Here is a 25469-nt window from a genome sequence, read left to right as displayed (position 1 = left end):
CCTGATTAAGCTATTTTTTAGACGAATCAGTCATTTTTCGAATTCTCAAAGCGTAATAAAGCTTCCCAGGCAAATCGATTCGGAATCGTCCTTCATACGACCCAGTTAGTGGCGTGATGGTCATGTTCCATGTATCGATCAGATCTACTTCATATTTACCATCAGGCAGCGAAAATTCGCGGAATGCAAAACGATGAGGGCCAAAGTACTGCAAATAATATTCGCCCCTTACCTCCAATGTGGCGGCATCAAGCCGATCGCTGCTGTATGTCATTTGACCCGGCGCATCTTGAAGAATACCACGCATAAATTCGATTCTCCGAACGCTTCGTCCATGAAGTTCCCCTCCATGCGACCACCAAAGCACTTGCTCCGCATTCAAATACGTTTCGCCATGAGTTACATAGCCCCCGCGGCAATTTCCTTCCCAAATCCGGCAAACTAACTCTTCAGGTGTCAAACTCCCCCAGCGAGTATCGAGATTACCCTCGTACCCACACTCGTCAATAATGACTGGTTTTCCGTATTGTTTGGTGGCTTCCGATGCAACTCTCACGTCGTTATGTTGGATACTCGCATGTGTCACCCATGGAACGCCGAAATCATACCATGTTCGACAATTATGGATCGAGCGTAAGTGTCCGCCATAATCGTATTCCTGAACAATACGAAACAAGCGCGTCCAATCCTCGGTCTTTTTGTGCTTCATTAAGTCGTATTCATTGGCAAGCGACCACCACACGTTGCGGTAAGCGCCGAGACGTGCGATCACATAGCGTAGGTAATGCTCATCCTCATCGGGTGACATCTCATCGAAGCCCCACCGTCCTTCGTCATACGGATGAAACAGTATAAGATCCGCCTCTATGCCCAAATCTGCCAAATCCTTTACCCTTCGTTCTAAATGGGTATAATATTCCGGGCAAAAGCGGGAGAAATCGAAACCTTGTTCCGGCGAACCTTCAAAAGGATAGGCATCCGGCTCGGCGTTATTGAACACATAACTTTTTGGGAAAACACACATGCGGATTTTGTTAAATGGCGATTGCTGCAGAGTACGCAGCGTTTGCTCTTGAAGTTGTTCGCTTTGCAGATGCCATACATAACAAGTCGTGCCAACCGGGATAAACCGTGTACCATCCGCATATTGAAAATGAACAGCATTCTTTACTTGGACGGGTCCATGATTGCCGTCCTCAGAAATTGTGCAGGTAAACTCTCCCACAATCCCGTCCAGAACCGAGCAATTGCTTGACGTTGTAAAAGCCCAAACGCCTTCTTCCTTCGGCATAAACCGTATGCGGTACTTCCCATTCCCATCGTAAAATCCATCCGCTTCAGCATAGAGCAAACCCTTCTTGAATTGAGCGCCAAGCTGTATGTCATTAAACGGGTTTCCTTCGGAGGGACCTTCCAAGGTCAACTCAAACACTCCCCAGCGTTCCACTTCCTTAGTTAACTTCAGACTGATCTCCTCCTGCCGAGTTTGCTTCACTTACCTTCAATATGCGTAAAGCGATATTCGATTTCCCTGGAAGGTCAACCCTGCTTCTTCCGCGAAACGTGCCTTTAACCGGTGTAATGGTCATTTTCCAAGTATCGATGATCTCGATGTGGTAGGAAGCATTTTCAGGTAAATCAACGTATTTATAAGCATGCTGATGATGACCGAAATACAAGAGCCCATAAGTTCCTAGTTGCCATGCCTTCATCCAATCAGCTGGACCCTCTTCCATGATTTTTCGCAAAAAAGCGATTCTCTCCGTACTTTCTCCGTACAGTTTACCCCCGGAGGATATCCATGCCCTTGTCTCCCGCTCAATGAATGATTCACCATGCCCGACAAACCCGCCTCGGGATATGGCTTCCCAAAATCGGTGGGTCATTTCCTCTCCGGAAATATTGCCCCAACGTCTAGAGCTATTGCCTTCATAGGATATTTCGTCAATGACGATCGGTTTCGGAGTCGCCTCCCGCCAGCTTGTCGTAAGCTCAGCATCCCAATGTTGTATGCTTTGATGAGTAATCCAAGGCTTGGAATAATCGTACAGCCAAGAGGATTTATACATCTTTGTGCCGTTATGGATCGAACGAAGATGTTGATATGGGTCGCGATGCTGCACGAATTGGATAAGTCGATCCCAGTCGTCCACTGTTTTAAATTTATTAAAGTCGTATTCATTGCATAGAGACCACCAGACGTTGCGGTAAGCGGATAAGCGCGCGATCACGTAACGCAAGTAAAAAAGATCAGCTTCCGCATCCATGTTGTCGACACCCCAATACCCCTTATCGTACGGGTGGAATAAGACGAGATCGGCTTCTATGCCAAGCTGTATCAAATCGTCGATCCTCTTTTCCAAATGGGCAAAAAAATCGGTATTGAATCGCGTTTTGTCAATATCTTCCGGATTTGTTCCTACGAAAGCCAACCGCAAAGGGGGACGCATATCCTGCGTAGGCAAAAGACACATCCTTACTTTATTGAAAGGAGACCCTTTCAACGTTTGTAAAGTAAGCTCCTCCAGCTGTTCATTGTAGTGAGTCCAGTGATAGCACGTAGTGCCGAACGGCATATAAGGCGTACCATCCTCATAAGCGAACAAATACTGATCCTTTACCCTCACGGGACCGTGGTTCCCTGAAGATGGCTCCACACATACGAACTCGCCGGAGTGACCATCAAGATCACTGTGATTGCTGCGGGTAACATAGCGCCAAACGCCAGTTCGATCAGGCATGAAGCGGATCCGGTACGTTCCGTCTCCGTCGTAAAAGCCTTCTGGCTCAACAATGAGGTTCTTGTATTGAAATCGGGCGGATAGCTGAACTTCTTGAAACGGATTTCCTCCAGAAGGTCCCTTTAACATAAGCTCGAACCGTTCCCATTTATCCACTTCTCGCCCATTCTGTTGAATGCCCATCGGTTCGTTATCCCCCTCAATCCTTCATTATTATTACTTGATACCAGAATGTGCCATTGTAGCGATGACCTTACTTTGGAACGCCAAAAACATGATAAAATTCGGTAAAAACAGGAGCATCGCAGCCGCAGCCGCAGCGCCTTGCCTTGCCACACTGTTCGCCAAACCGCTGGTCAACGTCTCCATGTAGAACGGGAATGTTCTCATTTCTTCATCCTGCATGAACATCGCTGATGTTTCCGTATTCCCCCATGCGGAATTGAATGCTATGATCCCGATGGTCGCAATAGCGGGCATAACAACCGGTATGACAATTTTTATAAAAAGCGTAAACTCTTTAGCTCCATCAATTCTAGCGGAATCGAGCAATTCATCCGGTAGCTGATCGATGAACTGTTTCATGAGAAACACGCCGGTCGGTACGGCTACGAGCGGCAGGACGTGCCCCCAATACGTATTAAAAATGCCCAAATTGCTGACGATCAAGTACCGGGGAATTGCAACGACCTCAGGCACGAACAGAAGCGTCAAAAGGATCGTCGCGAACATAATTTTGTGCCCAGGAAATTTGTGTTTAGAAATCGGATAAGCACACATGGCGCTTACGATGGTGATTGCAACGACAGCTAGTCCGGTTACGACAAAGCTGTTAAAAAGATAACGGGTTATCGGAACTGCCGTGCTCTTCGTGATTGAAACCAATTCCAAAAAATTTTGAAAAGAGGGCTCCCTTACGAATATGTTCGGCGGATAAATAAACAGCTCATGATACGGTTTGAACGCATGATTAAAAATATAGATCAATGGCAGCAGCAAGAAGATACTCATCAAAACGAGTATAACCATCGAAACTTTTTCTGTAGGGCTGAACTTGCGCAGTCGTTTGCGTTTTCGCCACGAATTGAATTTTCGGAGAGCTACCACGTTATTCATTTTATTCGTCCTCCTTTGTGCCGAATAACTTATTACATAGCTTATTGGCGAAATAAATAAATATAAGTAGGAGAACGGATAACGCAGTCGAATAGCCGAGCTCAAAACGTGTGAAGCCGTAGTCGTCAATATGGGTAACGATCACATGACCGGAATACTGAGGTGTCGGATTCATTCCTGAAAGCGCAGTTCCTATTCCTCCGGATTGAATCGCCCCGACGACGGCCATGACTGCGCCGAAAAGCATTTGCGGCTTTGTCGCAGGAATTGTAATGTACCAAATTTCTTCCAATCTGCTTCGAATACCGTCAAGCCTTCCAGCCTCGTACAGTTCCGAATTCACATTCAAAATACCGGCCAGCATGGCTAGAAAACCAATCCCCATGCTTTTCCAAAGCGTGACGAAAATCATGGAGCCCATCAAATATTCTTTGCTGTTAACCCATAATATCGGTTCGCTAATGAAGCCAAAATTAAGAAGAACACTATTCAAATAACCGATCCGATCACTGGACAACATCGGAGTCCAAATAATGCTCATGGCAACCATGCCCGCCAAGGATGGTGTATACATGGCGAGCGTAAACCATTTACGGTAAACACCAGGCAAGATCGAAATTAACCACGCCAACATAAAAGCGGCGATATATCCACCCGGTCCGACAATTAATGCAAACGTGATGGTGTTCGGCAAAGCGTGTTTGATCAATATTAGATCCTGGGAAAGCATGCGCCGGAAATTGTCCCAACCGGCGAATTCGGGAGGTTCAATTGAATTATAATGCGTAAAGCTAAGTAAAATAGCGGAAATAACCGGAAGAAAAATAAAGAGAGTGAAACAGATCATAAAAGGTGTTACGAATAAATATGACGTCCGGTATGACCAAATCGTTTGCAAAAAAGAAGGATTCTTTTTCTTCACCCTGTTTGTGGAAGTATGCAGACCAGGAAGCACTTGCGAATCACTTTTCAACATACTTATCCACCCCTTCCCAAGGCTTCGTAATAACTGGCAGTTTCAACGACCGTATTACTTTACCGTTTGTATCGATAAATTTGAACTCTTGCAGTTTTCTTTGGATTTCTTGGTCCACTTCTTTCATTCCGATTTCCAGTGAAGTTCGATAGTTCATCCCGTCGACCACGGTCCGGTTCCACGCATTTAGCAGCTCACGTTCCATGAAGTAGCTGCCGGGTACGTTAGGAATTTCCCTAAACCATTTCCATTGCTCCAATATGGCTTTGAGATCATCTTCTTTCCACGGAAGCTGCACGAACGCATCAATATTGGATGTGTTCCAGCGGAACGTAACACCATTGAGCGTTTCCAAATCTGTTCCAAACCTCTCCTGCACTTCTGCAGACGTCCACCATTTCAAAAATTCCCAGCTTTCCTGCGGATTCTTCCCGTTTTTCATAATGGTCGAAGCCTGCATGTTTCCGCCCGACCATCGAACTACCGTCCCGTCATCCTGCCGAACTCCGGGAATCGGAGCGACCCCCCACAAACCATTAAGTTCGGGTGCTGCCACGGTCAATTGAAGGTACGTATTCAAATCGGCAACGCCGATCGGATACGTTCCACTCCGGAAGTGCTGGTAGAAACTATCCATCCTTTGATCAATCGCAAATTTGTTTTGCAATTCGCTCCATTTCTTGAACGCTTCGAATCCTTTTTCCGAGCTCAAACCCGATTTCGTACCGTCTTGCTGATAGTATTCCGCTCCATGCATCTGCATGAAAACACTATGTTCGACTGGTGTGAAGTTCATACCGTTCTGTTGAAGCACAGGCAGCATCTTGTAAAGTTCATCCCACGTGTCGGGAACTTGCAAGCCCAAACCTTGCAAAATATCTTTCCGGTAGTACATCACTTGGAACGTTTGCGTTTCAGGTACACCGTAGAAGCCTCCGTTATATTGGAATGGCGTCCACGAACCCGGGGCAAAACGCTGATAGAACGTTTCGAAGTCCGGAAATTGCTTCAGATCATATATACCATTACGAATGGCATAATCGAACGGAATATCTTGCTGCAAGCCTAACGCGACGTCAGGCGCAATTCCTGCTGCGTTCATCAACACGAGCAGCTTCTCATCTTTAAGCAGGTTCACCCTGACCTTGATTCCTGTTTGCGTTGTAAACATTTCATCCGCCAAACTTTGCAGCATATTGACGTAATCCCGTCCGCGCAACATCCAAACATCGAGCACTTTATCATCCGTTTTCTTACTTCCCTTTGCTTTAAAAGAATTGAAAAAATTCACGACCGCACCTTCCATTTTTTCGTAAAAAGACGCTACCATGGTTGGAAACGGTTTCTCAACCGGAACGACATAAAGGCGATCCAACTGGAGTGGTTGAAAGCTGAGCTGCTTGATCTGGTCAGCCAACTTGCCTTGCAGCGTAATCATTTTGCCTGTATTATATGGAATTTCATCTGGATCTTTCAGCAACGATTCGATATCTTTCCTGACAGTTAACAAGGCTTGTGAAACGGCATCCGAACGATCGTTTATCGTTTCCAGGCGTGTTTGAATTCCGTTCAAATTTTTGTTTAAATCGTTAAACTGCTCAATAAATCCCGGAAGATCTTTATTAATATCCCATGTCCGATATTTATCGTCCACCCCGCCTGTCAGCGTTAATAAATCGCGGGATAGCTTTCTCAGATCGGAAATTACATTTTCAAGATCGTAAGCAATCGGTTTCAAGGGAGCATGTGTGACGCGCATCGAGATTTCATTGGTACCTTTTTGCAAATAAAACTCATAGGGCTTGCCCTGATCGTCGGCAAGCGCAATTTCTTTCCATCCTGACGCATATAAAAACCGGTACGCTTTCAGTTCAGAAAACGGCACTTTACCGTTAATCATGATCTGTCGGAACGATGATCGGTTGGACACGAACGATTGATCCGCGCGCATGGCAATTTTGTAGTAACCGGTCTCCGGTACGTCAAAGTTCCAACTGATCTCTTGATTATTCGATGCCCACCGTTGTCCATCAATCACATTGTAAGTAATGTGACCCCGCACATAGGGCATAGAGGCAATATCGTTATCGTAAGCGAGCGGTATGGATGAATCGTTTTTCCATTGTACCTGTTCCGCTTCAACAACGATCGGATCCGCCTGCACAGGAGTGGTTCCCGATGGCAGTCCGCTTTTTACCGTTTTATAATCCGCCGTTTTGCCCGCTGCTTTGAACGTAATCGATTCAAGCGCCATTGGGTCACTGCCCGCCAAACGGATTCTGTGCTTCCCAGGCTTTAAGTACCACTGCAGCGGATCTTCGTATGCCCCGGCTAAGTCGCGCAATTCCCACGTTAACCATCCGGACACGTCCTCGGCTGTCGGACGAATTTCATCGCCTCTTTCATCTTTACGAATCGGAAGCTTATCCTTCCAATGTCTGTATAATTGCACGGATTTAGATTCCAGAAAATGATTGGAGCCGTCCAAAGTCAAGTTCAACGCAAGCGGCTTACGGTATTTCGTACCGATGAAAGGATTGTACGATATTTCAATCGTATACAATCCGCCTTGCGCCACATCCACTTCATATTCGATCCATTCATCCCTTAGGGCACTCCAGATCAAAACGCCATTTTTTTCATTATAAGGCCCTATAGAAACATTGGCGTCGGCTGACTGACCGGCGAGCTTCGATCCGAGTATTGTAATCTTCCCATTATGATCGGTCGAAGCGCCTTCCTTTTTCCATTGATCAAGCTTTTCAAAATAATAAGGATCCAGTTGCTTGGATGAATTCGCCTGGTTTTCTATGCTCGTTGTCTTCGAATCATCTGTCCCCGATGAAAGGCTTGTATCCGCTAAACCGGGAAGCGTTTGACTGAACATACATACGAGTGCCAGCATCATTGAAATCCATACCCGGGTTCGAAAAAACACCTTCAACTCCATCCCTCCGCTGTATATTTAGTACAATAGATTGTCCTTTGACTCCTTATCGAAAAATAGCGCTTTCTGCATATCGAGAGAAAGAACAAGCTTCTCATTTTCCTCAAAGTTATGATCAGCACGTGTTCGAACAATCAGCAGATTGGGCATGCCGATATCCATGTACAAATACATGTCCGCCCCCATCAATTCGTTGATCTTTTGAACCCCGCTAATTCGAGAATGGGAATGAGTGTTAGCATCATTCACTTCCAGGTTTACATGGATATTCTCACAGCGGATTCCTAAAACAACCGTTCTGTTCACTTTATTTTTTTGCTTTAAAATGTTCGATTGATTTAAGGGGATTTCCAAATAATACCGGTTGGTATGGAACTCCAGCTTGCCGTCTGAGCTTTCCGTAATTTTCCCCTCGATTAAATTGATAGGCGGCGTTCCGATAAATCCGGCAACAAACATATTTCTCGGATTATTGTAAATCTTCTGAGGCGTATCTACCTGCTGGATAATGCCGTCCTTCATGACGACGATGCGATGTCCCATTGTCATCGCTTCCACCTGATCATGCGTCACGTATACCATCGTCACGCCAAGCTGCTTATGTAACTTAATGATCTCCGTTCTCATTTGGACTCTCAGTTTAGCATCCAAATTGGATAGAGGCTCATCCATTAAGAACACTTGGGGATCACGGACAATGGCCCGGCCGAGGGCTACACGTTGGCGCTGACCGCCGGAGAGTTGCCTTGGCTTCCTATCCAGAAAAGGTTCGATTTCCAGTATTCTCGACGATTTCTTAACTGCTAGATCGATCTCGTGTTTGGGCATTTTACGCAGGCGTAAACCGAACGCGATATTTTCGTACACACTCATGTTCGGGTATAAGGCGTAATTTTGAAATACCATCGCAATATCCCTGTCCTTCGGCGGCAAATCGTTGACCAATTGATCTCCGATATAAAGTTCCCCTGATGTTATATCCTCCAAGCCGGCGATCATCCTGAGTGTCGTTGATTTCCCGCAGCCGGACGGACCTACCATGACAAGAAATTCTCCGTCGTGTATTTCCAAATGGAAATCTTTGACGGCATATCCGCCATCTTTGCCATAACGTTTTTCCACGTGATTCAAAAGAATGCGCCCCATAGCGGCACCTCCTATAGTCTGTTTCAATCTTCCCTAATGATAACGGTTTCAGTTCATTATACATCCATCGACTTTTTAACTTATAGGTGATGATGGCTTACTCTATAGGTGAATCATGCTTTCAACTGCCCAGCTAACCAATCGTATGATTTTCTCCCGGATACTTCATGCTTCCCTGGAAAAAGATCAACTTCAAACTTTCCTTCTGTTCCCTCGGCATGATAAATCTCTTTGAGTTTGACAATAGCGTCCTTTACGGAAGCAATCGGAAATAGCGGGTCTTCGATTCCCGATTCGACAAACAGAGCCCTCGGTGCGATCAGTCCAATCAATTCAGGAAGATCCGCGTAAGGAAGAATCGAAGGCATATAATTGTCAATGCAATGATTCATTGCTAATAAACTTCCTCTAAACGTGCTTGTAAACGCACAAATAACGGTAGCCTTAATGCGTTCGTCCAAAGCAGAAGCGAGTGAAGCAATCAAACCGCCTCCGGAAAAACCCATGCATCCGATCCGTTCCGGATCGACATCCTCCCGTGTTAACAAATAATCAAGCGATCTGATTGCTTCATAAATCCGCAGGCCTGCTAACGTTTTTCCATAAAGCAGCAAGCGGGAGGCTAGCGAAAAGCAGGAACTGTTTTTCTTTGGATCCTTCTCTTTGTCCACCGACAGCCTACGATCACCGAACCCGATGATTTCGGGCGCTACGACGATCATACCTCTTTGTACAAGTTTCAAAGCAAAATGCTGATGGATGCCAGGAGCCGCATCATCCGTGTTTCCGTCTGGCTGCAATCCCACGATCTCCCTGCTCCCGTATCCGTGTCCGTGCCAGGCAAGCACGGTTGGCGCCCTACCCATGAGCCGTTTCGGAATCAGTACAAATGCAGCAACCTGAAGGTTTATTTCTGTTTGATAAATGACACGCTCTAGATAATGATCTCCTTTATCTACCCTCTCACATACAATCGGGTTCAATTCACAGGACCTTTTGGGGAAATCCCCCAAACATTCAAGCAATTTTGACCGCACATCGACTTTTCTATCATTCCATGGTTTTTTGAGCGCTTGGATGGTCTCTTCGTTCAGGTTATTGTATAAATGCTCCAAATAATCATCCGGATTCAACATTAGTTATTCCTCCACTTCTAAAAGTAAAAAAAAAAGCTGTTCCATTGCTATGGTCAGCCCCATTCATATTAATACGTTATAGCTTTATCTTCGAACTCTTGGAAGTTTTGTCGATATTGTCGAGGCGTAACGCCCGTTTTTTTACGGAATAGGGCATGGAAAAACTTCATGTCCTGATAACCGACTTGATTGGCAATTTGGTAAATCGGGATATCGGAAGATTTCAGCAGCTCGCAGCATTTTTGAATGCGTACGTTTTGTAAGTATTGCGTGAACGACAAGCCCGTTGATTTTTTAAACAAACGTTGAAAATGGCTGGCACTTAAAAAAAAGTTATCCGCCACATGCTGAACGGTAAGGTTTTGCGTGTAATGGGATTTGATGAAATGTACGACTTCCTCCAACATTCGAAAAGGAACAGCTTCTGTTTCATTTTTCAATTCAAAACGCTGCAGCATCACCAGCATTTGGATCAGCAAAGCGGTCAGAATGGTCTCAAAGCCGGTGCTTCGCTTCAAATATTCCCGATACATATTGTCAACGATCGTTGAAAACGTATCATGCTTATCTTGAAAATGCAGCCACCGCTCGGGACACTTGCAAGGAAACGTGATGGAATTGTAGGTGTGGGATTCTTCCTGAAGTAGATGCATCCAGTTCTCTAATAGCCCCACTCGAAAAATGCAGTTATAAATGACGAGCATTTTATCCTGCGTCGGAGAGGACGGCCGAAACACATGTGATGTTCCGATTGGAATCACAAACAGATCTCCCTGTTTAATGGGAATCACTTGATCTTCAATGTAGTGATAACCGCTTCCTTCCCCCACATAACTGATTTCAACGAAATCATGGGTATGCTGGGAAGTTGTAAACGATTCCAATTCACGATTTATGAAAATATCCATCTTTTCGTCGAAAAACAATTCTCCACTTAAATGACCGATTCTACCATTCATGACCATCACCTCCGGCACATGATTTCAACCCTCTTTTACCCATTCTTCCGCTAGACAAACATGTTTGATTCCTTTACGTAAGTATGAAAAAGCAATATGAATCTTTCCATCACGCGTGGAGATAATCGAAGGGTAGGAATACCCGATTTCGGTTTCTTTGTACTCCAAATCCGCCATCTGTACGTTTCTGAAAAAAGGCCATGTTTTTCCATCATCTTCCGAAATAGCTAACGTAAGTGGTGTGCGCAGCGGTTTTTTCCGGAATTCACCTTTCCTTTGGACCCACCGGAATTGGTCCCGCTCCATCGTTGAGTTGTTGTAGATCAAGGCCAAATGGCCGTTCTGCAGCTTGACGAACTGCATCGAGGAATTGTTGTTCGGCAGTTCGCTCTTGACGGGAACCGTCCAGCTTTTCCCGTTGTCACGAGAAACACTTGTATAGATACGGTCCGCCTGACGGCTTCGGAACATCGCATAGAGCGTACCATCGTTTAATTCAACAACATTCATTTGAACCCGATGAGTGCTTCCCTGCACTTCGAATTCCTTCCATGTTTTCCCTTGATCCGAGCTAATTTGCACAACACTGTAGTGCCCGTCAAGTTTACAGTAATACGTCGGGAGAAGCCAATCGCCATTTTTGAGCACGAGCAGAGGATGCCTCAGAAATATGCCCAGGCCGTCAAACAAAACCTCGGTAGGGCTCCAAGTAAAACCCTGGTCTTCCGATATGCGGTAAGCAATCCTCGATGTTTTTTGATTATGGGGCTCGTTGGACGTATGGAAAAGCCATAGTTTGCCATCCGGTGCTTGATGAAGGATCGGATTTTGCTCGGATCGTTCAGGATCACCCGAAAGCTGCACAGGAGAAGTCCACTGATTGGATCCAGAAGGAAGTCTCGCCATCCATACATTTGTATCGGGATTGCCTTCTCCACTTCCCGAAAACCAGACGCAGAGCAGGTCGCCGTTGCCTAGTTCCAGTAAATTAGCGGCATGGTTGTCATTCGGATATGGAATAGGAAGGTAAGCTTCACGCAGATGCGGATCCGTCTCCGACTGTACGACAACTCCATTGAAACGTTTCATTAAAACACACTCCTTGTCCGCATGGTAAACCATTTCACTATAAGTTCATTTCCTTCCAAGATAGCTCTGTTCGACAAAGCGTTTGATTTGAGAAAACAAGTTTATCTTTTACATACAAACAATAGCCTTCCTCGATATTCGGAATATCTGATGACACATTCGGTTTCCGGTAAGTGATCCGTATTTCCGTGCCAGCTACCTTCACGCGGTCCAAACAAAAATAATCCAATCCCGTACTTAGAGGATCTAGGACAATTCCCTCTTTTTCAATAGTCAATCCCGCCACATGTGAAATTATCAGATCGATATAATACGAGTGATTGTATTCCTGTTCGTCACTTAACGGTTCACCCGTTGCACTATTGTAATGCTCAACAAGACCAGGCTGGTTTAAATCTCTTTGCATAAAATGGAGAAACGAATATTCGCGTAGATAATAGGCAAACTGACGATCGAATTGATGATTTCTCCGCTTACTTTCCTTTGCGAGCGCGTCGAGCGCGATCGAATTGGTGTAAGGCCAGGTCGGACCGTCCCAGACGCAGCCGTTCCTTCCTTTGACGAAATGGCCCATCCAGCCTCCTTCTTGCGAATAGGCAGGACAATCGGCGGAAACAGACGGGAATGGACACTTCGTATGAAATTCCTGCTCATTGAACAGATGCTCGATCATCCCATTGAAACGATCGTCAAGGATCTCCGCCCAACCAGGATAAAACCCGACAATATTTTTGACAAACGCTTTCTCGTCTGTTTGATAATGAAGATCGTAGAAGAACTTTGTATCTTCATTCCACATTTTGTCAAGAATGTCCTGCTTGATATTGTATGCTTGTCGATAAAATTCTTCCGCTTCTGGATCGCCAGTAACCTCGCATAATTTAGCAACGCCGAGCGTGTTCAAGTAGTGATAGACGGTGCGATCAACCCTCTTGAGATGAGTGTAGGTTTCCTTGTCCTTCGGATTCTTCGGAAATTGGTGGAAATACCAATAACTTGGCTGATATTCTTTTCCCGTCCGTGTATGTTTGTATTCGATCATTAAATGATCCTGATCGTTGCCGTTTACACGGTTCCATGCCGAAACATTCAATTTCATGGCTGGCAGTATGTCGTTTATCATTTCGGTGTTTCGATGCACGAGATACAGCTGGTAAGCGGCCCAGCAAGAGAAGTTAGCAAACGAATGCATGATGGTATCTACCGTCAAGCAGCTGAACATGCCGTCTTCACCTGGAGCATTCTTCATGTTTCGGAACGGACCTTCGCCATATACCGGATCGTGATACCATCTGGCGTCCATAATATGCAGAGGAACGGACAGATTGATCAGCTTGCTGAACTCCCACCCCCCTTTGCTGAAAGGCTTTTTACTTTTTTTATGAGATCTTCCCTCGTAAAACAATGGATAGGACAGGTGACCGTACTGTGGATCGGCCAAATTGTGCCGAAGCAGAAACCAACGATAGGTCCAAGTCTTGTTTAACACAGGGTCGCTGCTGGTAAATGTCGGTGTTTTTTCAAACCATTCTTGATACTCGTTACTCTGATTTTCTATAACCTGATCGATTGTGGAGACGCTTTCCGCATACGCCGAAGCCCGTTCCTTTAGCAAGCCATTGTCATCCTGTCCGGAAATTCCGAACGCTGCCGAGACGATAATCACTTTGGATTCTCCTGGTTTCAAACGCACTTCTTCGAGCAATGCGGGATCGCTGACGGCAATCACACCTGCGACGTCAAAGCTATAATGCTCAATGTTAAACAATCCATATAGATAATTCCCTTTGCGTTCCAAGAACGCATCACCATACGTCTCTAATCGTAGTACGAGTTCCTCGCTGCTTCGATTCGTCCAAGTTTGACAGGAAACTGCACAGTCATTCCAGGAGATGAACTTGCGTTCAACCATTGAAAGACGGTTACCTGTATATGCCATGTGCAAGTGACTCGGAAACCATTCGGTCTGGCATGGCTCAAAGCTTTCTTCCAAATTGTTCGTTATCTTAAACAACAAAGGAATATTGACTTTGTGAATAAAATCGAACCTTCCGGAAAAACCAGGCACGGGATCCAAATAATCGGCCCACAACCGCGCCCCGGTCGAACCGAGCAAGAGTGCACCGGGAAGCGTACGAAGCGCTTTTTTTCCCGCACGCAATTTTTCGTCCAATCGGCTGCCAGCTGGCATGGATGACCTCCCATCCCATAACGACTTATGGGTGTATTATACTACCATGTCTATTATATCGAATACATCTGAGAGATTGATGGTGGTTATCTGCTCAAACTATAGGTCAATCATGCCAAATCTGCAAGTGTGATTTTCCAGAAGGCAATGCGTTCACGCTTCCAAGTATAGGTCACATATAGGTCAAAGCCGCTTGCAACTATAGCCGGATAGGAATACTGTTTCTCTCCTTCGTCCAGCACAATTTCATTTTCCCAGGTAAGGCCGTTGTCCTCAGAAAGCCGAATGACGAGCGGCGTTCTCGGTCCCTTATTCTTCCCGTTTTCCGGTCGAGTAGGATTGTAGACCAGTGCAATTGTGCCGTTATTAAGCTGAACTAGATCAATTCCGCTGTTATTGTTGGGTAATTCGGTGGGATACGCATGACACCACGTTCTTCCCCCGTCTGTTGAATCGCTGCGATATATAGTTCCTTCGGTGCTACGGGTGAGCATATGTACAATTCCAGGGGCAGATTCCCATAAAGACGGCTGAATAATGCCTTTTCCTTTCATACGGCTGTGTTCCAAAGGGACGATTTCACTGCGAGTCCAGGTTTCGCCTCCGTCGAACGAGAGGTCGACAAATGCATCCCAGGCAGGTTCCAGTGAAGCTGGGGCTGCAATCGTTCCGTCTTGCAGTACAATCGGCTTATTTTTGACAGGTCCCCTTCCTCCCTTATCCCCCTCAACCAAGGGAACCGGAGGCGTCCATGTGTATCCGTTATCCGTAGAGCGAATAACCATTGTTTCCCATTCAGCAATACTGGTTCCAACTTTATAATATAGAAAAAGGACGCCGTCATTCGATCGAAAAAGGACGGGATTCCAATGAGGAATATCCTCCTGATCCGCCACTTTCACGGGTGGTGTCCATCCCTCGTCTCCCCTGCGTGATATCCAAATTGCAACATCCCCGGCTTTCTCTCGTGTTCCGCCAAACCATGCGGCAATCACATCACCCCCGGGCAGCAGTTCCAAAGTGGATGCGTGACAGCTGAGGAAGGGTCTGTCCTCCTCAAAAATGAATTCCTTAACGGTATTGACATATCTCATCTTGTAACCTCCGATACAGGAACGATTTCGTAACAGAATCCCTTGCCCGTTTCAAACACCGACTTGTCATTAGACGAACGGTAGATTTGCCCATTCAGAAGGATTTGAACTGGCTGAGCGATCCATAGCCGGCACTTCTTGCCGGCAATCGACTTGATGAAGGCGCGTGATAATTTTCCATCTTCCCAGTCCATATCGATTTCAAATCCACCGCGGGCCCTCAATCCCTTCACGCTACCGCGCCTCCACTGGGCCGGTAATGCCGGCAGGAGCTGAATCATTCCACCGTGGCTTTGCAGCAGCATTTCCGCAATGCCTGACATACCGGCAAAATTACCGTCAATTTGGAAAATATTCATCTTCACCTTCGGATGCCGATGAGCATTCATCATATTCGGGTGTAAACCAGCCAGCAAGTCGTTTAAGAATCGGCAGGCCTCTGTCGGTTCACCCAACCGCGCCCAAAAGTTAATCGTCCAAGCGCAGCTCCAGCCCGTGTGCGCTCCGCCATGCGCAAGACGGCGTTCGAGTGTTTTCTTGCAGGCTTCGAACAGTTCGGGTTGTCCATGACGTGTTACTTGATCTAGTGGATGAAGAGCGACCAAATGTCCAATGTGTCGGTGTCCCGGTTCCAACTCCTCGAAGTCTTCGTCCCATTCCTGCAGCTGGCCGTATTTCCCGATTCGGAACGGGGGCATTCGGCTCAATGTCTTTTCCAGTTCTCCCCTATACGTGAAGTCTAGGTTTAGAATGCGGCTGGCCTCCATGCAGTGGGCAAACAAGCCCTTGATTAGCGCCAAATCCATCGTCGTTCCTTTTGTTACGCTGCTTCGCTGACCGTCTGTGGAAATGAAGAAATTTTCAGGGGAAGTGGACGGGCAGGTGACCAAATAACCATTCGGATCCTCGATAAGCCAATCCAGACAAAACAGCGCGGCTTCTTTCATTACCGGATACGCTTGTTTGAGAAATTGTTCATCCTGGCTGAAAGCATAATGCTCCCACATGTGTTGGCATAACCAAGCGCCGGCCATCGGCCAAAATGCCCAACTGGGCGATCCGCCCACCGGCGTCGCGGTACGCCACAAATCAATGTTGTGGTGAGCGGTCCATCCCCTACTGCGGTAATGGATACTGGCCACTTTCCGGCCTGTGATCCGTAAGTCTTCGATCAGATCAAACAGCGGTCGGTGGCATTCCGCAAGATTGCCCACTTCCACCGGCCAATAGTTCATTTCAGTATTAATGTTTGTTGTCCAGCTGCTGCACCACGGTGGTTGGGTCTTATCGTTCCAAATACCTTGCAGATTCGCTGGCTGCGTACCGGGACGGGAGCAGGATATTAGCAAATATCTCCCAAACTGAAAGAATAGTGCAGCAAGACCAGGGTCATCATTCCCATTTTTAACCGCTTGGATGCGGACATCCGTAGGTAAACTGCTTTTGTCATCCTCGCTGTCGCCAATCTCGATAGAAACCCTGTCGAATAGTGATGCGTATTCGCTCTTATGCTGCTCTTTCAACCGGTCGTACCCCAGCCGTACAGCATTCGTAAGCCATGCAACACACAAGTTCGCTGGATTTTTGCCCATTACGAAAGGATCTTTATCGAAGCCGTTATAGCTGGTAGCAGCGGCAAGCAGCAAAGTAACGGTTCCTTTCCCGCTGACGCGAATCCGTCCGCCGCTGACTTCCACCTTGCCGTCCTCCGAAATCGCCTGAAGGTGGATTTCGAAGCTCATTCCTTTGCCTTCGGCATAGTGAACGGGGTCGGATGACTTGATCGTGTTGGGCAAAACATGATAAGGACTGCTGCCGGAGAGTGTGATCCGATCCGCTGCAGTTTTACGCACAGAAAACTGCAGCGGGCTGTGAAGCACGGCGGTAAAACTAGTTTTTTTCTCGCTATGCAAACGTATCGCCATCACTTGATCAACGGCAGATACGAACACTTCACGGGTGAACATAGCGCCATTTTGACAGTAACGCACCCGTACAACCCCATCATCCAAATCTAATTCCCTGTGATAATCCGATATTTCACCATCTTCGTCGTAGATAAGTTCCAAATCCCCGAGCGGCATGTAGGACTCAATATCCGGCCCTTCCATGTATTGTTCGATCATCTGCTCCGCTTCTTCGTACTTCTTCGAAAATATCAATTCACGCACAGGGTCCAAATACCGCTCCGCATCATAGCGGACCGTCTCCCGGGGTTCCCCCGACCAAAGGGTGTCCTCGTTCAACTGAATGTGTTCCCGGTTCGTGCTGCCATACACCATCCCGCCAAATCGGCCGTTGCCGATAGGTAGCGCTTCGAACCAATCCTTAGCAGGCTGGCCATACCAGAGTGTGGATCTCTTATCTGACATAGACTCTCTCCCAATCTGTCGATTACTTACTCGTACAGCCAATCCAATGTGTTAATGCCATCGTTTTTGTGCTCGACATTCCTTGGTCGAATGTCTAGATCAGCAGATACGACGCCTAGAATCAAGTAAGCTCCCTTGCCGAAATCTAGCGAATGCCTTCCTGCTTCGTAACGAAACGTATGGACATTGACAGAAGGATACGCGTACAAACGCAATCCTTTTTGCAATACCGGAGCATACCCGCCCAAGTCGTCCGCGTGTGTGTTTTCCTCCAAGCTTGGGACTTGAAGCCACTGCTCATCCTTCGAATTGAAATATCCGATCAACACCTTTGATGGTTGCTGCAATTCGATATCGATCGTCACTCCGTTCAAACCCGATTCCATTTGACTGAATCGGATTCCCGTCAAACCATCCAGTTCTTCCGCACAACCGACAATGTGAATATCCCCATCCACAAACACTTGTGCTTCCTTCTCAATCTGGTAGGTTTCCGCGTTGCCGGAAATCAAAGTGAATGGTACCTCCCTGTATGGAACAATCGGTTCTTTCATGTTCTTCAGTGCCTCAGGCATAGTGCCTGACTTTAATTCATTCAAATGGAATTGGAAGCGTTCCAGCTCTAACTCATAGACGGGCAAACACTCCGTCCAATGCTTAAATTCGAGACCATTACGAATCGGTACTTTCCGCTGCGGTGTCTGCATACTGTTGGCGAATAAATAAGTCTTTTCCGTCAAAGCCGTCAGCTCCCGGTAACTATTCAGGCCTCTCCCAAGGTGCTCAGCAGCTTCTTCCAACCATTCCAACTGCGTGAAATACTCCCCTTGAACCCTAAACTTGTAGGTCAAAATTAGTAATGCTGCCCGAACTTTATACGCATAAACCTGCACCATATGGTGAATTGCATGCATATCACCGAACAAGCGATCGAATTCTTCCCGGTTCCGTGTTACTAAACTACACGCCCGTTCGATTGCTTGCACCGCATCTTCCGCATGCCGACTGGCATCAGCGATAATTTCCGGCGGCGTCTCTCCGACATGCGGTTCGCCTTTCAACTCCCGGATCACATATTCCTCCAGCCGTTCACCCTGAGGCGACTGGGATTCCCATAAATCTGGCCACGGCATGTGCCGTTCCGGATTCGTCAATTGGCTCATGGTCATTCCCAAGCTCATCGTTTGGCGGTTGCCTTCGGTGATCCCGAATCGCCGCAGCAATTTGGGCGCACATTCTCCGGACGCTTCATATGCGTCTAGTATCGCTTCGCCTGCTTCCGGGCTGCCGTATCTGTGGCCGAGCAATTCGATCCAGTAATGCCGTTCAGCTGCTGGATCGCGATCCGGGTTCCAAGCGTAACGGAACCAAGCTGCGAACCAAATCCAATCGCGGTCCAATTGTTTCAGCCTAGGCTGTGCCAAATCAGGCGAAAACGGCCAATCCCAGAAAAACAACGGATACAGATGAAGCCCGTTCGCTTTCAGCCGATATTTGGCCGCCTGCATACATTTTTGGATAAACGAAGGCGCCCCGTAACGGAAAGGCTCCAGGTTAGCAAGTATATGTACATTGACGATATGAATCGTCTTCAGTGAGCCGAGACGGTTGTGAATGTCCTGCCATTTACCCCGTGGTGTATAAGTGGTTAACGACTCGCCGTTATATTTGGCCTCCGTATACAGATTCGGATACAGAGGCAGCGCCGCCTCAATGACTTTTTGCGGCTCGATCGCGTGTGAACGCAGAATGATCGGCGGCTTTTCCTTCACATTTGAATCCTTAAGTCCTTCCAACAAACCTGCAAGAATCGTTTCGTTAAACCATTCCACTCCGTATATTTGTCCTTGCAGCGCTTCCCCGAGGCAGACCATCATTCCTACGTTAGGGAATGATCGGACAAAAGAGGCGATCGATTTCTTATAGTAATCGCTTGTTATAGGCAGCGGCTTCGGCTGATGCAGCTTCAACCCGTGCTTCTCCGCGAATGGTAGCGGAATATGTATGTTATAGAACTTCAATACGAGCCATATGCCTCGCCGGTCTGCTTCTTGCGCCACCCAACGGAATGTTTCAACGTTCAGCGCAAACTCTTCTTCTGTAACTTCAAGCGCCTCCGGGTAATCCTCCAATCTCACTAACGAGGAGAAGGGATGGCCAGCCCACAAATAGACGATGTTGCACCGCTGTTCCAGCAGCATGTCGAGAAATTCCTGCCACAATGCCCGGTCGTAAAACCAGGGAAAGCGTGTGGGGGTAATCGGATATTCATATGTCTGGCGTGGCGGTTCGACGGTTGTTTTCTGCAGTCCGATCGCCGGCCCCCTCAGCGCAAAGCGCGGAGCATCCCCATAGGCCATATCTTCGGGCAGATGCCCTGCAGCACGGACACGCTGCGCAAGCTCCATGCAGCCGTACAGTATTCCGGAATCGCTGCCCCCAGAAACTGTCATCAGATTCCCCGGGCAAGTGGCGATATAAAACCCTTCTCCCTCTGGAGCTTCTGTGTGATACAGGAGTACGTCACGTTCTTCCAACTGCCGCAGCAATTCAGATTCATTGCGGTTTCCCACAAAGATTTTTCTTCCCGTTTCTGACCGATAACAGTCCCACGTCCAGGACACTTCTTCAACTTTCACATCATATCCGCAGTTCTGCAGCGCTAGTTTCAGCAGCCGGATGCCATTTTCCACCCGCGGGGCTGGATTGGGTGCGTATCCAAGAGTGACGGCTTTCATCGTTTTTACCCAACCTCCATTCTTTATTGGTTTATTTTAAAAATAGTTCGATGACCGGTACCGTAACATTCGGTTTCTTGACAGGAAGCGATAAGGTCACTGTATGCTCATCTCGCCCTTCCTTGAAAGCTCCGTTATCAATACCGCTTGGCACAAAACCTTCCTTAAATCTGATTTCCGATGCGTCGTTTAGAAATTGAGCATATTCCACTTTACCTGCGAATCCGTGAAGATGGATATTTTTAAACGGCCAACTGTATACATGCAAATACATGCGATTCATCTGCGGATTGTAGGTTAATCGACAATCCTCGGGGCACTCGAACGTTTCCGGAGCCTGTGTGCATCCATAGATGGAGCGGTTGTGCCGCTTCATCCAATCCCCCATTCCCTTCAATCGGTCTACTGCACGCTCGTCGAATTCACCTCGTCCGGTGGGACCGACATTCAGCAGAAGATTGCCTCCCTTGCTGACAGTATCAATCATCATCTTGATAAGCACTTCGACGCTTTTCCATGACTCTTCTTCACGGTGATAGCCCCACGAACCGCTGAAGGTATGGCATGTTTCCCATACGACGCGCTTACCGTTTACCTGGACCCATTTTGTCGGCATATACTGTTCAGGAGTTGTAATATCGCCTCCAACCTGTAAGCGATCGTTCAATAAAATATTTGGCTGTAAGGTCCGGATCATTTGAACCAGTTCTTCACTGCCCCAATCTTCCTTGCCTTTCCCCGCCAACCCGTTTTCTTCAGGGAATGAAAAATCATAGAACATCAGATCCACCTGACCGAAATCCGTTAGCAATTCCTTCGTTTGTCCGGACAAATAGTTCCGGTAATTGGCGAAGTCCAGCGTGGTGTTCCCAGCGATATGATCGGGATCGAAGCGAAGCGGATGCTTCGGATCAACTGTATAATGGGGGTGATGCCAGTCGAGCAGCGAATAATAAAACCCGACTTTCATGTCGCGTTTGCGAAACGCGTCTACCATCGGCCTTAACACATCGCGCCCTGCCGGCGAATTCGGCGCTTTGTAATCGGTGAGCTTGCTGTCCCATAAGCAAAAGCCCTCATGGTGCTTCGTCGTCACCACGAAGTACTTCATGCCCGCGTCGGAAGCAAGCTGTGCCCAAAGATCGGGATCGTACAAATCAGGATCAAATCGTTTAAAGTATTTATTGCTATACTTTTCCCCACTCAATTTTTCCCGGGACTGCAGCCATTCATGCCTAGCTGCAAGAGAATATAGTCCCCAATGGATAAACATTCCGAATCGGTCATGTGTAAACCATTCACTATCTCCTGCGGTTTTCTCAACTTCGAATGTCATAGTCTCTCTCCCTTGTTATGATTAACCGTTCGATCTTTAATCGAAAACCTGCAGAACGGACCTGCCTCCGTCCACAACGAGATTCGCTCCCGCAATGAACCCAGCTTCATCAGAAGCAAGAAAAACGGCCGCATTCGCCACGTCTTCCGGTTTACCGAATCGACCGACAGGGTGTGTTGCCAGCATGGCATTGCGCTTCTGTTCTCTGTTCGAAAAGGACTGCATGTAGGTCTCGGCAAGCGGTGTTTCAATATATCCCGGGATGATGGTATTCGCACGGATTCCCTGACCACCGAAATCAACACAAATCCCTTGGGCCATCGCAAGCATGCCTGCTTTGGAAGAGTGATAAGGGAAATGGTTTCGCTGCGTACGGATAACATGCGTCGAGCCGATGTTGACTATGCTGCCTCCACCCTGTTCCATCATGAACGGAATGGCGTGCTTGCAGCAGTACCACGCGCTTTTCAAATTCAAATTCATCACGTGATCCCAAGCTGCTTCGTCAGCCGTCACGACGTTCGTACTGCATGTAACGCCTGCGTTGTTAATGAGAATATGCAGGGCGCCGAAATGTATTTTGGCGGCTTCCATCAATGCAATCACGCTGTTTTCGGCGCGAATGTCAGCTCGGACAAACAAGGCGTTCCCACCTGCCTCTACGATCTCTTCGACGACCCGCACTCCCTCTTCGGAAATGTCATTGACGATCACGCAGGCTCCCTCTTCGGCAAATCGCCGTGCGACAGCTTCTCCGATACCTGATGCCGCTCCGGTAACAACAGCTACTTTACGCTCCAATCTCATGTGTGACACTTGTCTCCGCTCCCAGACTCAATCCGACATCTGTCCACCGCGAAATGAATGTGTAACTTCCTGAACCGGCGCTGTAAACGGACTTGTTGTTTTCTGTCCCTACATAATGCACTCCCTCGGTTACGTGCCCATCCTCATTCATGACGGCACCCGGCACATAAATCGTGGCAGTTGTGTTCACAGGAATTTGGACTTTCAAAACAAACAAAGACCGTTCTAGTTTCCACTCTACTCGGATCCTGCCATATACGGAATGAAATTCACCCTTGGCGAAATCGAGCCCGCCTCCCGGACGGGGATGGATCACGATATGCTTGTAACCCGGACTGTCTTCGTCTGTGTTGATCCCCATGATATTTTGATACATCCACTCGCCGACTGAACCCAATGAGTAATGATTAAACGAATTCATACCCGGATTTTGGAATCCGTTTGTTTCTGTCCAGGCGTCCCATCGCTCCCAAATGGTCGTAGCTCCATGCTTGATGGAATAAAGCCAGGAAGGGAAAGTACCTTGATTAAGCAAGGTGTAAGCAAGATCTTCTCTCCCTCCTTCGGTTAAAGCGGGAAGCAGATACCCGACGCCCAGAAAACCTGTCGTCAAATGATTGCCGTGGAGCTGAATATTTCCCGCCAAATATCGAACCGCATGGTTGCGCTGCTCTTCTGTCAGCAGGTTCATCTTCAGTGCGAGTACGTATACGGTCTGCGTATCTCCTTTGATTCGTCCGGCCTCATCCACAAACGCTTCTGAAAAAGCTTGTTTGATCCTTTCAAACAAATCCGCGTATTTGCGCGTATCTTCTTCCTTGCCTAGCGCTTTCGCAGATTTGGACAACAGTAAGGTGCTGTATGCGAAATAAGCGGTATCGAGCACGTCTTTTGGTGTGTCCGCGTGGATGGAGAGCCAATCACCATAATTCGAGTAACCCGGTCGGATCAAGTTCACCGTGTTCGCTTCTAAATACTCCACCCATCTGACCATCGCCGGATAGCATTCTTCCAAATTTCTATGATCGCCATACACCTGGTAAACGGTCCAAGGAATAACAACCCCCGCATCACCCCATCCACCATTGTCAGGAGCATGCCAGTTCAATTCCGTATGATTATGCTTAAACTCTTCCCAGCCGGAATCCGGCGCCACATCGGGAAAAGCTCCGGAGGGACGCTGGGCATCGATCACATCGATCATATACTTATTGAAAAAGCGTCCGACATCCATATTAAAACTGGCCGTACGAGCAAAAATTTGCGCATCTCCCGTCCAACCTAGCCGTTCATCACGCTGCGGACAATCCGTCGGAACGCTGAGAAAATTGCCGCGTTGTCCCCACTCGATATTGCTTAGAAGCTTATTCAGCATGACGTCGGATGTTTCTAACCAACCCGTTTGCGGCGTTGCCGAATGAACAACTCTACCAATGACCGTTTGCAGTGTGGGGGAATTCGTCAATCCCATTACTTCTACATACCGGAATCCGTGAAAAGTAAAGTGAGGTTCCAGACATTCCTCCCTTTCACCTCTTAAGATGTATATCTCCTGCTGAACAGCTTCACGAAGATTTATGGTGTATAACGTATTGTCGTCATTCAACATTTCCGCACAGCTGACGGTAACTTCTTGACCTTCTTGCCCGTCTTCAATTTGAAGACGAACCCAGCCAACCATATTTTGTCCCATGTCAAATAAGTAAGAGCCACGAGGTGTTTTTTTCATGCTGATCGGCAGCAGTTCCTTCATGACTTGAACAGGAGGATCTACTTGTGCGGTCAAGACCCCAACGTAGCGTTCCAAAACAACAGGCGTCTCCCAAGTGTCATCGTCAAAGCCCGGCAAGCTCCATCCTTTCGGTTCCAGACGGGCATCAAAACTTTCGCCTTTTAGTAAATCCGAGTACAGGATTGGTCCCGCAAACGCTTTCCATGATTCGTCGGTCACTACAATTTGATTGGAACCGTCCTCATATTCGATATGCAGCTCAAGGAGCAAATAAGGATTGTCTCCGTATCTGTTCGGACCGAACATACCCACGTGACCAGCATACCATCCTGTGCCTATGATCGCTCCTAAAGCCATACTTCCGGTACTCAGATACGACGTTACATCATAGGTCTGAACCTGTACCCTGATGTTGTAATCTGTCCATCCAGGGGCAAAATAATCTCTGCCTACCCTTTCACCGTTGATGTGCAGTTCGTACAACCCTAATGCACTAGCATAAATGAAAGCCTGGCGGACCGGCTTTTCGATTCGAAATGTTTTCCTCATATAGGGAGATGGCAAAAGCTCCGTGTTCTGAGGTTTTGTTCTGCCAATCCAGCGTGCTTGCCATTCGTCTTGGTTTAGAATGCCCATCGACCAATGAGCTGACCTGCTCCACTCAGACACTATATCTCGTTTATCCCAAACCCTGACCTGCCAATAATAAACCCGTTTTGATTCTAGAGGTGTTCCCTCATAAGAGACATGGATTGATTGGTCGGACTGAACCTTTCCGCTGTCCCATAGATCGCCCTTATTCTCATTCAACAGTTCAGGACGAGATGCTACCAATACGTGATAGGCCGACTGGACCTGACCGTTTTCTTCCGATTCCATAATCCAGCTTAAGCGGGGAACGGTCGTAACAATGCCTAACGGATTCTCGATGTATTCCGTTTTTAGCTCAGAAACTTTCATAGTCCTCTCCTCCTATGGACAGACTCCCTTTACCGGGATACTTGAGTCAAGTGTATCTAAAATTCATCTTTCGTTTATAGGGCAAATTCACCTATTTTATAGGCGACGCCTTCCACCTCTCCCTGAATC

Annotated in this window: 16 protein-coding genes; all 16 read right to left on the bottom strand. The window is 47.3% G+C overall.

Annotation, left to right across the window (positions count from 1 at the left end; all coding sequences use genetic code 11):
- Positions 1 to 10 precede the first annotated feature (10 nt).
- Positions 11 to 1471 (bottom strand): DUF5605 domain-containing protein, encoded by a 1461-nt coding sequence (locus QFZ80_RS11140; RefSeq protein WP_373460393.1) that lies wholly within the window; start codon positions 1469 to 1471, stop codon positions 11 to 13.
- Positions 1452 to 2924, bottom strand: coding sequence for a DUF5060 domain-containing protein (locus tag QFZ80_RS11135; protein ID WP_307558869.1), 1473 nt, complete (start codon positions 2922 to 2924; stop codon positions 1452 to 1454). The genes QFZ80_RS11140 and QFZ80_RS11135 overlap by 20 nt, the downstream gene beginning before the upstream one ends.
- Positions 2925 to 2957: 33 nt before the next feature.
- On the bottom strand, positions 2958 to 3857 hold the full coding sequence (locus QFZ80_RS11130; protein WP_307546703.1) for a carbohydrate ABC transporter permease: 900 nt from the start codon (positions 3855 to 3857) through the stop codon (positions 2958 to 2960).
- A 1-nt stretch (position 3858) separates the two neighbouring features.
- Positions 3859 to 4833 carry a carbohydrate ABC transporter permease gene (locus tag QFZ80_RS11125; RefSeq protein WP_307546705.1) on the bottom strand — a complete coding sequence of 325 codons (975 nt, stop codon included), beginning with the start codon at positions 4831 to 4833 and terminating at the stop codon, positions 3859 to 3861.
- Positions 4820 to 7783, bottom strand: coding sequence for an extracellular solute-binding protein (locus tag QFZ80_RS11120; protein WP_307546707.1), 2964 nt, complete (start codon positions 7781 to 7783; stop codon positions 4820 to 4822). The genes QFZ80_RS11125 and QFZ80_RS11120 overlap by 14 nt, the downstream gene beginning before the upstream one ends.
- 15 nt (positions 7784 to 7798) lie before the next feature.
- Positions 7799 to 8926 carry an ABC transporter ATP-binding protein gene (locus QFZ80_RS11115; protein WP_307558867.1) on the bottom strand — a complete coding sequence of 376 codons (1128 nt, stop codon included), beginning with the start codon at positions 8924 to 8926 and terminating at the stop codon, positions 7799 to 7801.
- A 113-nt stretch (positions 8927 to 9039) separates the two neighbouring features.
- Positions 9040 to 10062, bottom strand: coding sequence for an alpha/beta hydrolase family protein (locus QFZ80_RS11110; RefSeq protein WP_307546712.1), 1023 nt, complete (start codon positions 10060 to 10062; stop codon positions 9040 to 9042).
- Positions 10063 to 10130: 68 nt separating this feature from the next.
- A complete protein-coding gene (locus tag QFZ80_RS11105; protein WP_307546714.1) occupies positions 10131 to 11021 on the bottom strand; it encodes an AraC family transcriptional regulator in 891 nt (296 codons plus the stop codon).
- Between the two features lie 24 nt (positions 11022 to 11045).
- Complete coding sequence (locus QFZ80_RS11100; RefSeq protein WP_307558865.1) at positions 11046 to 12110, bottom strand: sialidase family protein; 1065 nt, start codon at positions 12108 to 12110, stop codon at positions 11046 to 11048.
- 37 nt (positions 12111 to 12147) lie between these two features.
- Positions 12148 to 14301, bottom strand: a complete 2154-nt coding sequence (locus QFZ80_RS11095) for an MGH1-like glycoside hydrolase domain-containing protein (RefSeq protein WP_307546717.1) — start codon at positions 14299 to 14301, stop codon at positions 12148 to 12150.
- Between the two features lie 110 nt (positions 14302 to 14411).
- The gene (locus QFZ80_RS11090; protein ID WP_307546719.1) at positions 14412 to 15395 is read right to left on the bottom strand and encodes a sialidase family protein; all 984 of its coding nucleotides are present in this window, start codon (positions 15393 to 15395) and stop codon (positions 14412 to 14414) included.
- Positions 15392 to 17767: a glycosyl hydrolase family 95 catalytic domain-containing protein gene (locus QFZ80_RS11085; protein WP_307558863.1), complete on the bottom strand. Its 2376-nt coding sequence runs from the start codon at positions 17765 to 17767 to the stop codon at positions 15392 to 15394. Before QFZ80_RS11085 ends, QFZ80_RS11090 begins: the two co-directional genes overlap by 4 nt.
- Before the next feature lie 26 nt (positions 17768 to 17793).
- Positions 17794 to 20505, bottom strand: a complete 2712-nt coding sequence (locus QFZ80_RS11080) for a hypothetical protein (protein ID WP_307558861.1) — start codon at positions 20503 to 20505, stop codon at positions 17794 to 17796.
- 31 nt (positions 20506 to 20536) lie between these two features.
- Complete coding sequence (locus QFZ80_RS11075) at positions 20537 to 21841, bottom strand: alpha-L-fucosidase (protein WP_307558859.1); 1305 nt, start codon at positions 21839 to 21841, stop codon at positions 20537 to 20539.
- Positions 21842 to 21877: 36 nt separating this feature from the next.
- On the bottom strand, positions 21878 to 22648 hold the full coding sequence (locus QFZ80_RS11070) for an SDR family NAD(P)-dependent oxidoreductase (RefSeq protein ID WP_307555562.1): 771 nt from the start codon (positions 22646 to 22648) through the stop codon (positions 21878 to 21880).
- The gene (locus tag QFZ80_RS11065; protein WP_307558857.1) at positions 22632 to 25340 is read right to left on the bottom strand and encodes a glycoside hydrolase family 78 protein; all 2709 of its coding nucleotides are present in this window, start codon (positions 25338 to 25340) and stop codon (positions 22632 to 22634) included. The genes QFZ80_RS11070 and QFZ80_RS11065 overlap by 17 nt, the downstream gene beginning before the upstream one ends.
- Positions 25341 to 25469: the final 129 nt, after the last annotated feature.

Origin of the sequence: Paenibacillus sp. V4I7 (assembly GCF_030817275.1) — a bacterium.
GTDB lineage: Bacteria > Bacillota > Bacilli > Paenibacillales > NBRC-103111 > Paenibacillus_E.
This window is presented reverse-complemented; position numbering and strand designations above follow the sequence as displayed.

Coding starts and splice junctions, on each gene's coding strand:
- QFZ80_RS11135 (WP_307558869.1), bottom strand. CDS start 2,924: ATGGGCATTCAACAGAATGGGCGAGAAGTGGATAAATGGGAACGGTTC.
- QFZ80_RS11130 (WP_307546703.1), bottom strand. CDS start 3,857: ATGAATAACGTGGTAGCTCTCCGAAAATTCAATTCGTGGCGAAAACGC.
- QFZ80_RS11125 (WP_307546705.1), bottom strand. CDS start 4,833: ATGTTGAAAAGTGATTCGCAAGTGCTTCCTGGTCTGCATACTTCCACA.
- QFZ80_RS11120 (WP_307546707.1), bottom strand. CDS start 7,783: ATGGAGTTGAAGGTGTTTTTTCGAACCCGGGTATGGATTTCAATGATG.
- QFZ80_RS11115 (WP_307558867.1), bottom strand. CDS start 8,926: ATGGGGCGCATTCTTTTGAATCACGTGGAAAAACGTTATGGCAAAGAT.
- QFZ80_RS11110 (WP_307546712.1), bottom strand. CDS start 10,062: ATGTTGAATCCGGATGATTATTTGGAGCATTTATACAATAACCTGAAC.
- QFZ80_RS11105 (WP_307546714.1), bottom strand. CDS start 11,021: ATGAATGGTAGAATCGGTCATTTAAGTGGAGAATTGTTTTTCGACGAA.
- QFZ80_RS11100 (WP_307558865.1), bottom strand. CDS start 12,110: ATGAAACGTTTCAATGGAGTTGTCGTACAGTCGGAGACGGATCCGCAT.
- QFZ80_RS11095 (WP_307546717.1), bottom strand. CDS start 14,301: ATGCCAGCTGGCAGCCGATTGGACGAAAAATTGCGTGCGGGAAAAAAA.
- QFZ80_RS11090 (WP_307546719.1), bottom strand. CDS start 15,395: ATGAGATATGTCAATACCGTTAAGGAATTCATTTTTGAGGAGGACAGA.
- QFZ80_RS11085 (WP_307558863.1), bottom strand. CDS start 17,767: ATGTCAGATAAGAGATCCACACTCTGGTATGGCCAGCCTGCTAAGGAT.
- QFZ80_RS11080 (WP_307558861.1), bottom strand. CDS start 20,505: ATGAAAGCCGTCACTCTTGGATACGCACCCAATCCAGCCCCGCGGGTG.
- QFZ80_RS11075 (WP_307558859.1), bottom strand. CDS start 21,841: ATGACATTCGAAGTTGAGAAAACCGCAGGAGATAGTGAATGGTTTACA.
- QFZ80_RS11070 (WP_307555562.1), bottom strand. CDS start 22,648: ATGAGATTGGAGCGTAAAGTAGCTGTTGTTACCGGAGCGGCATCAGGT.
- QFZ80_RS11065 (WP_307558857.1), bottom strand. CDS start 25,340: ATGAAAGTTTCTGAGCTAAAAACGGAATACATCGAGAATCCGTTAGGC.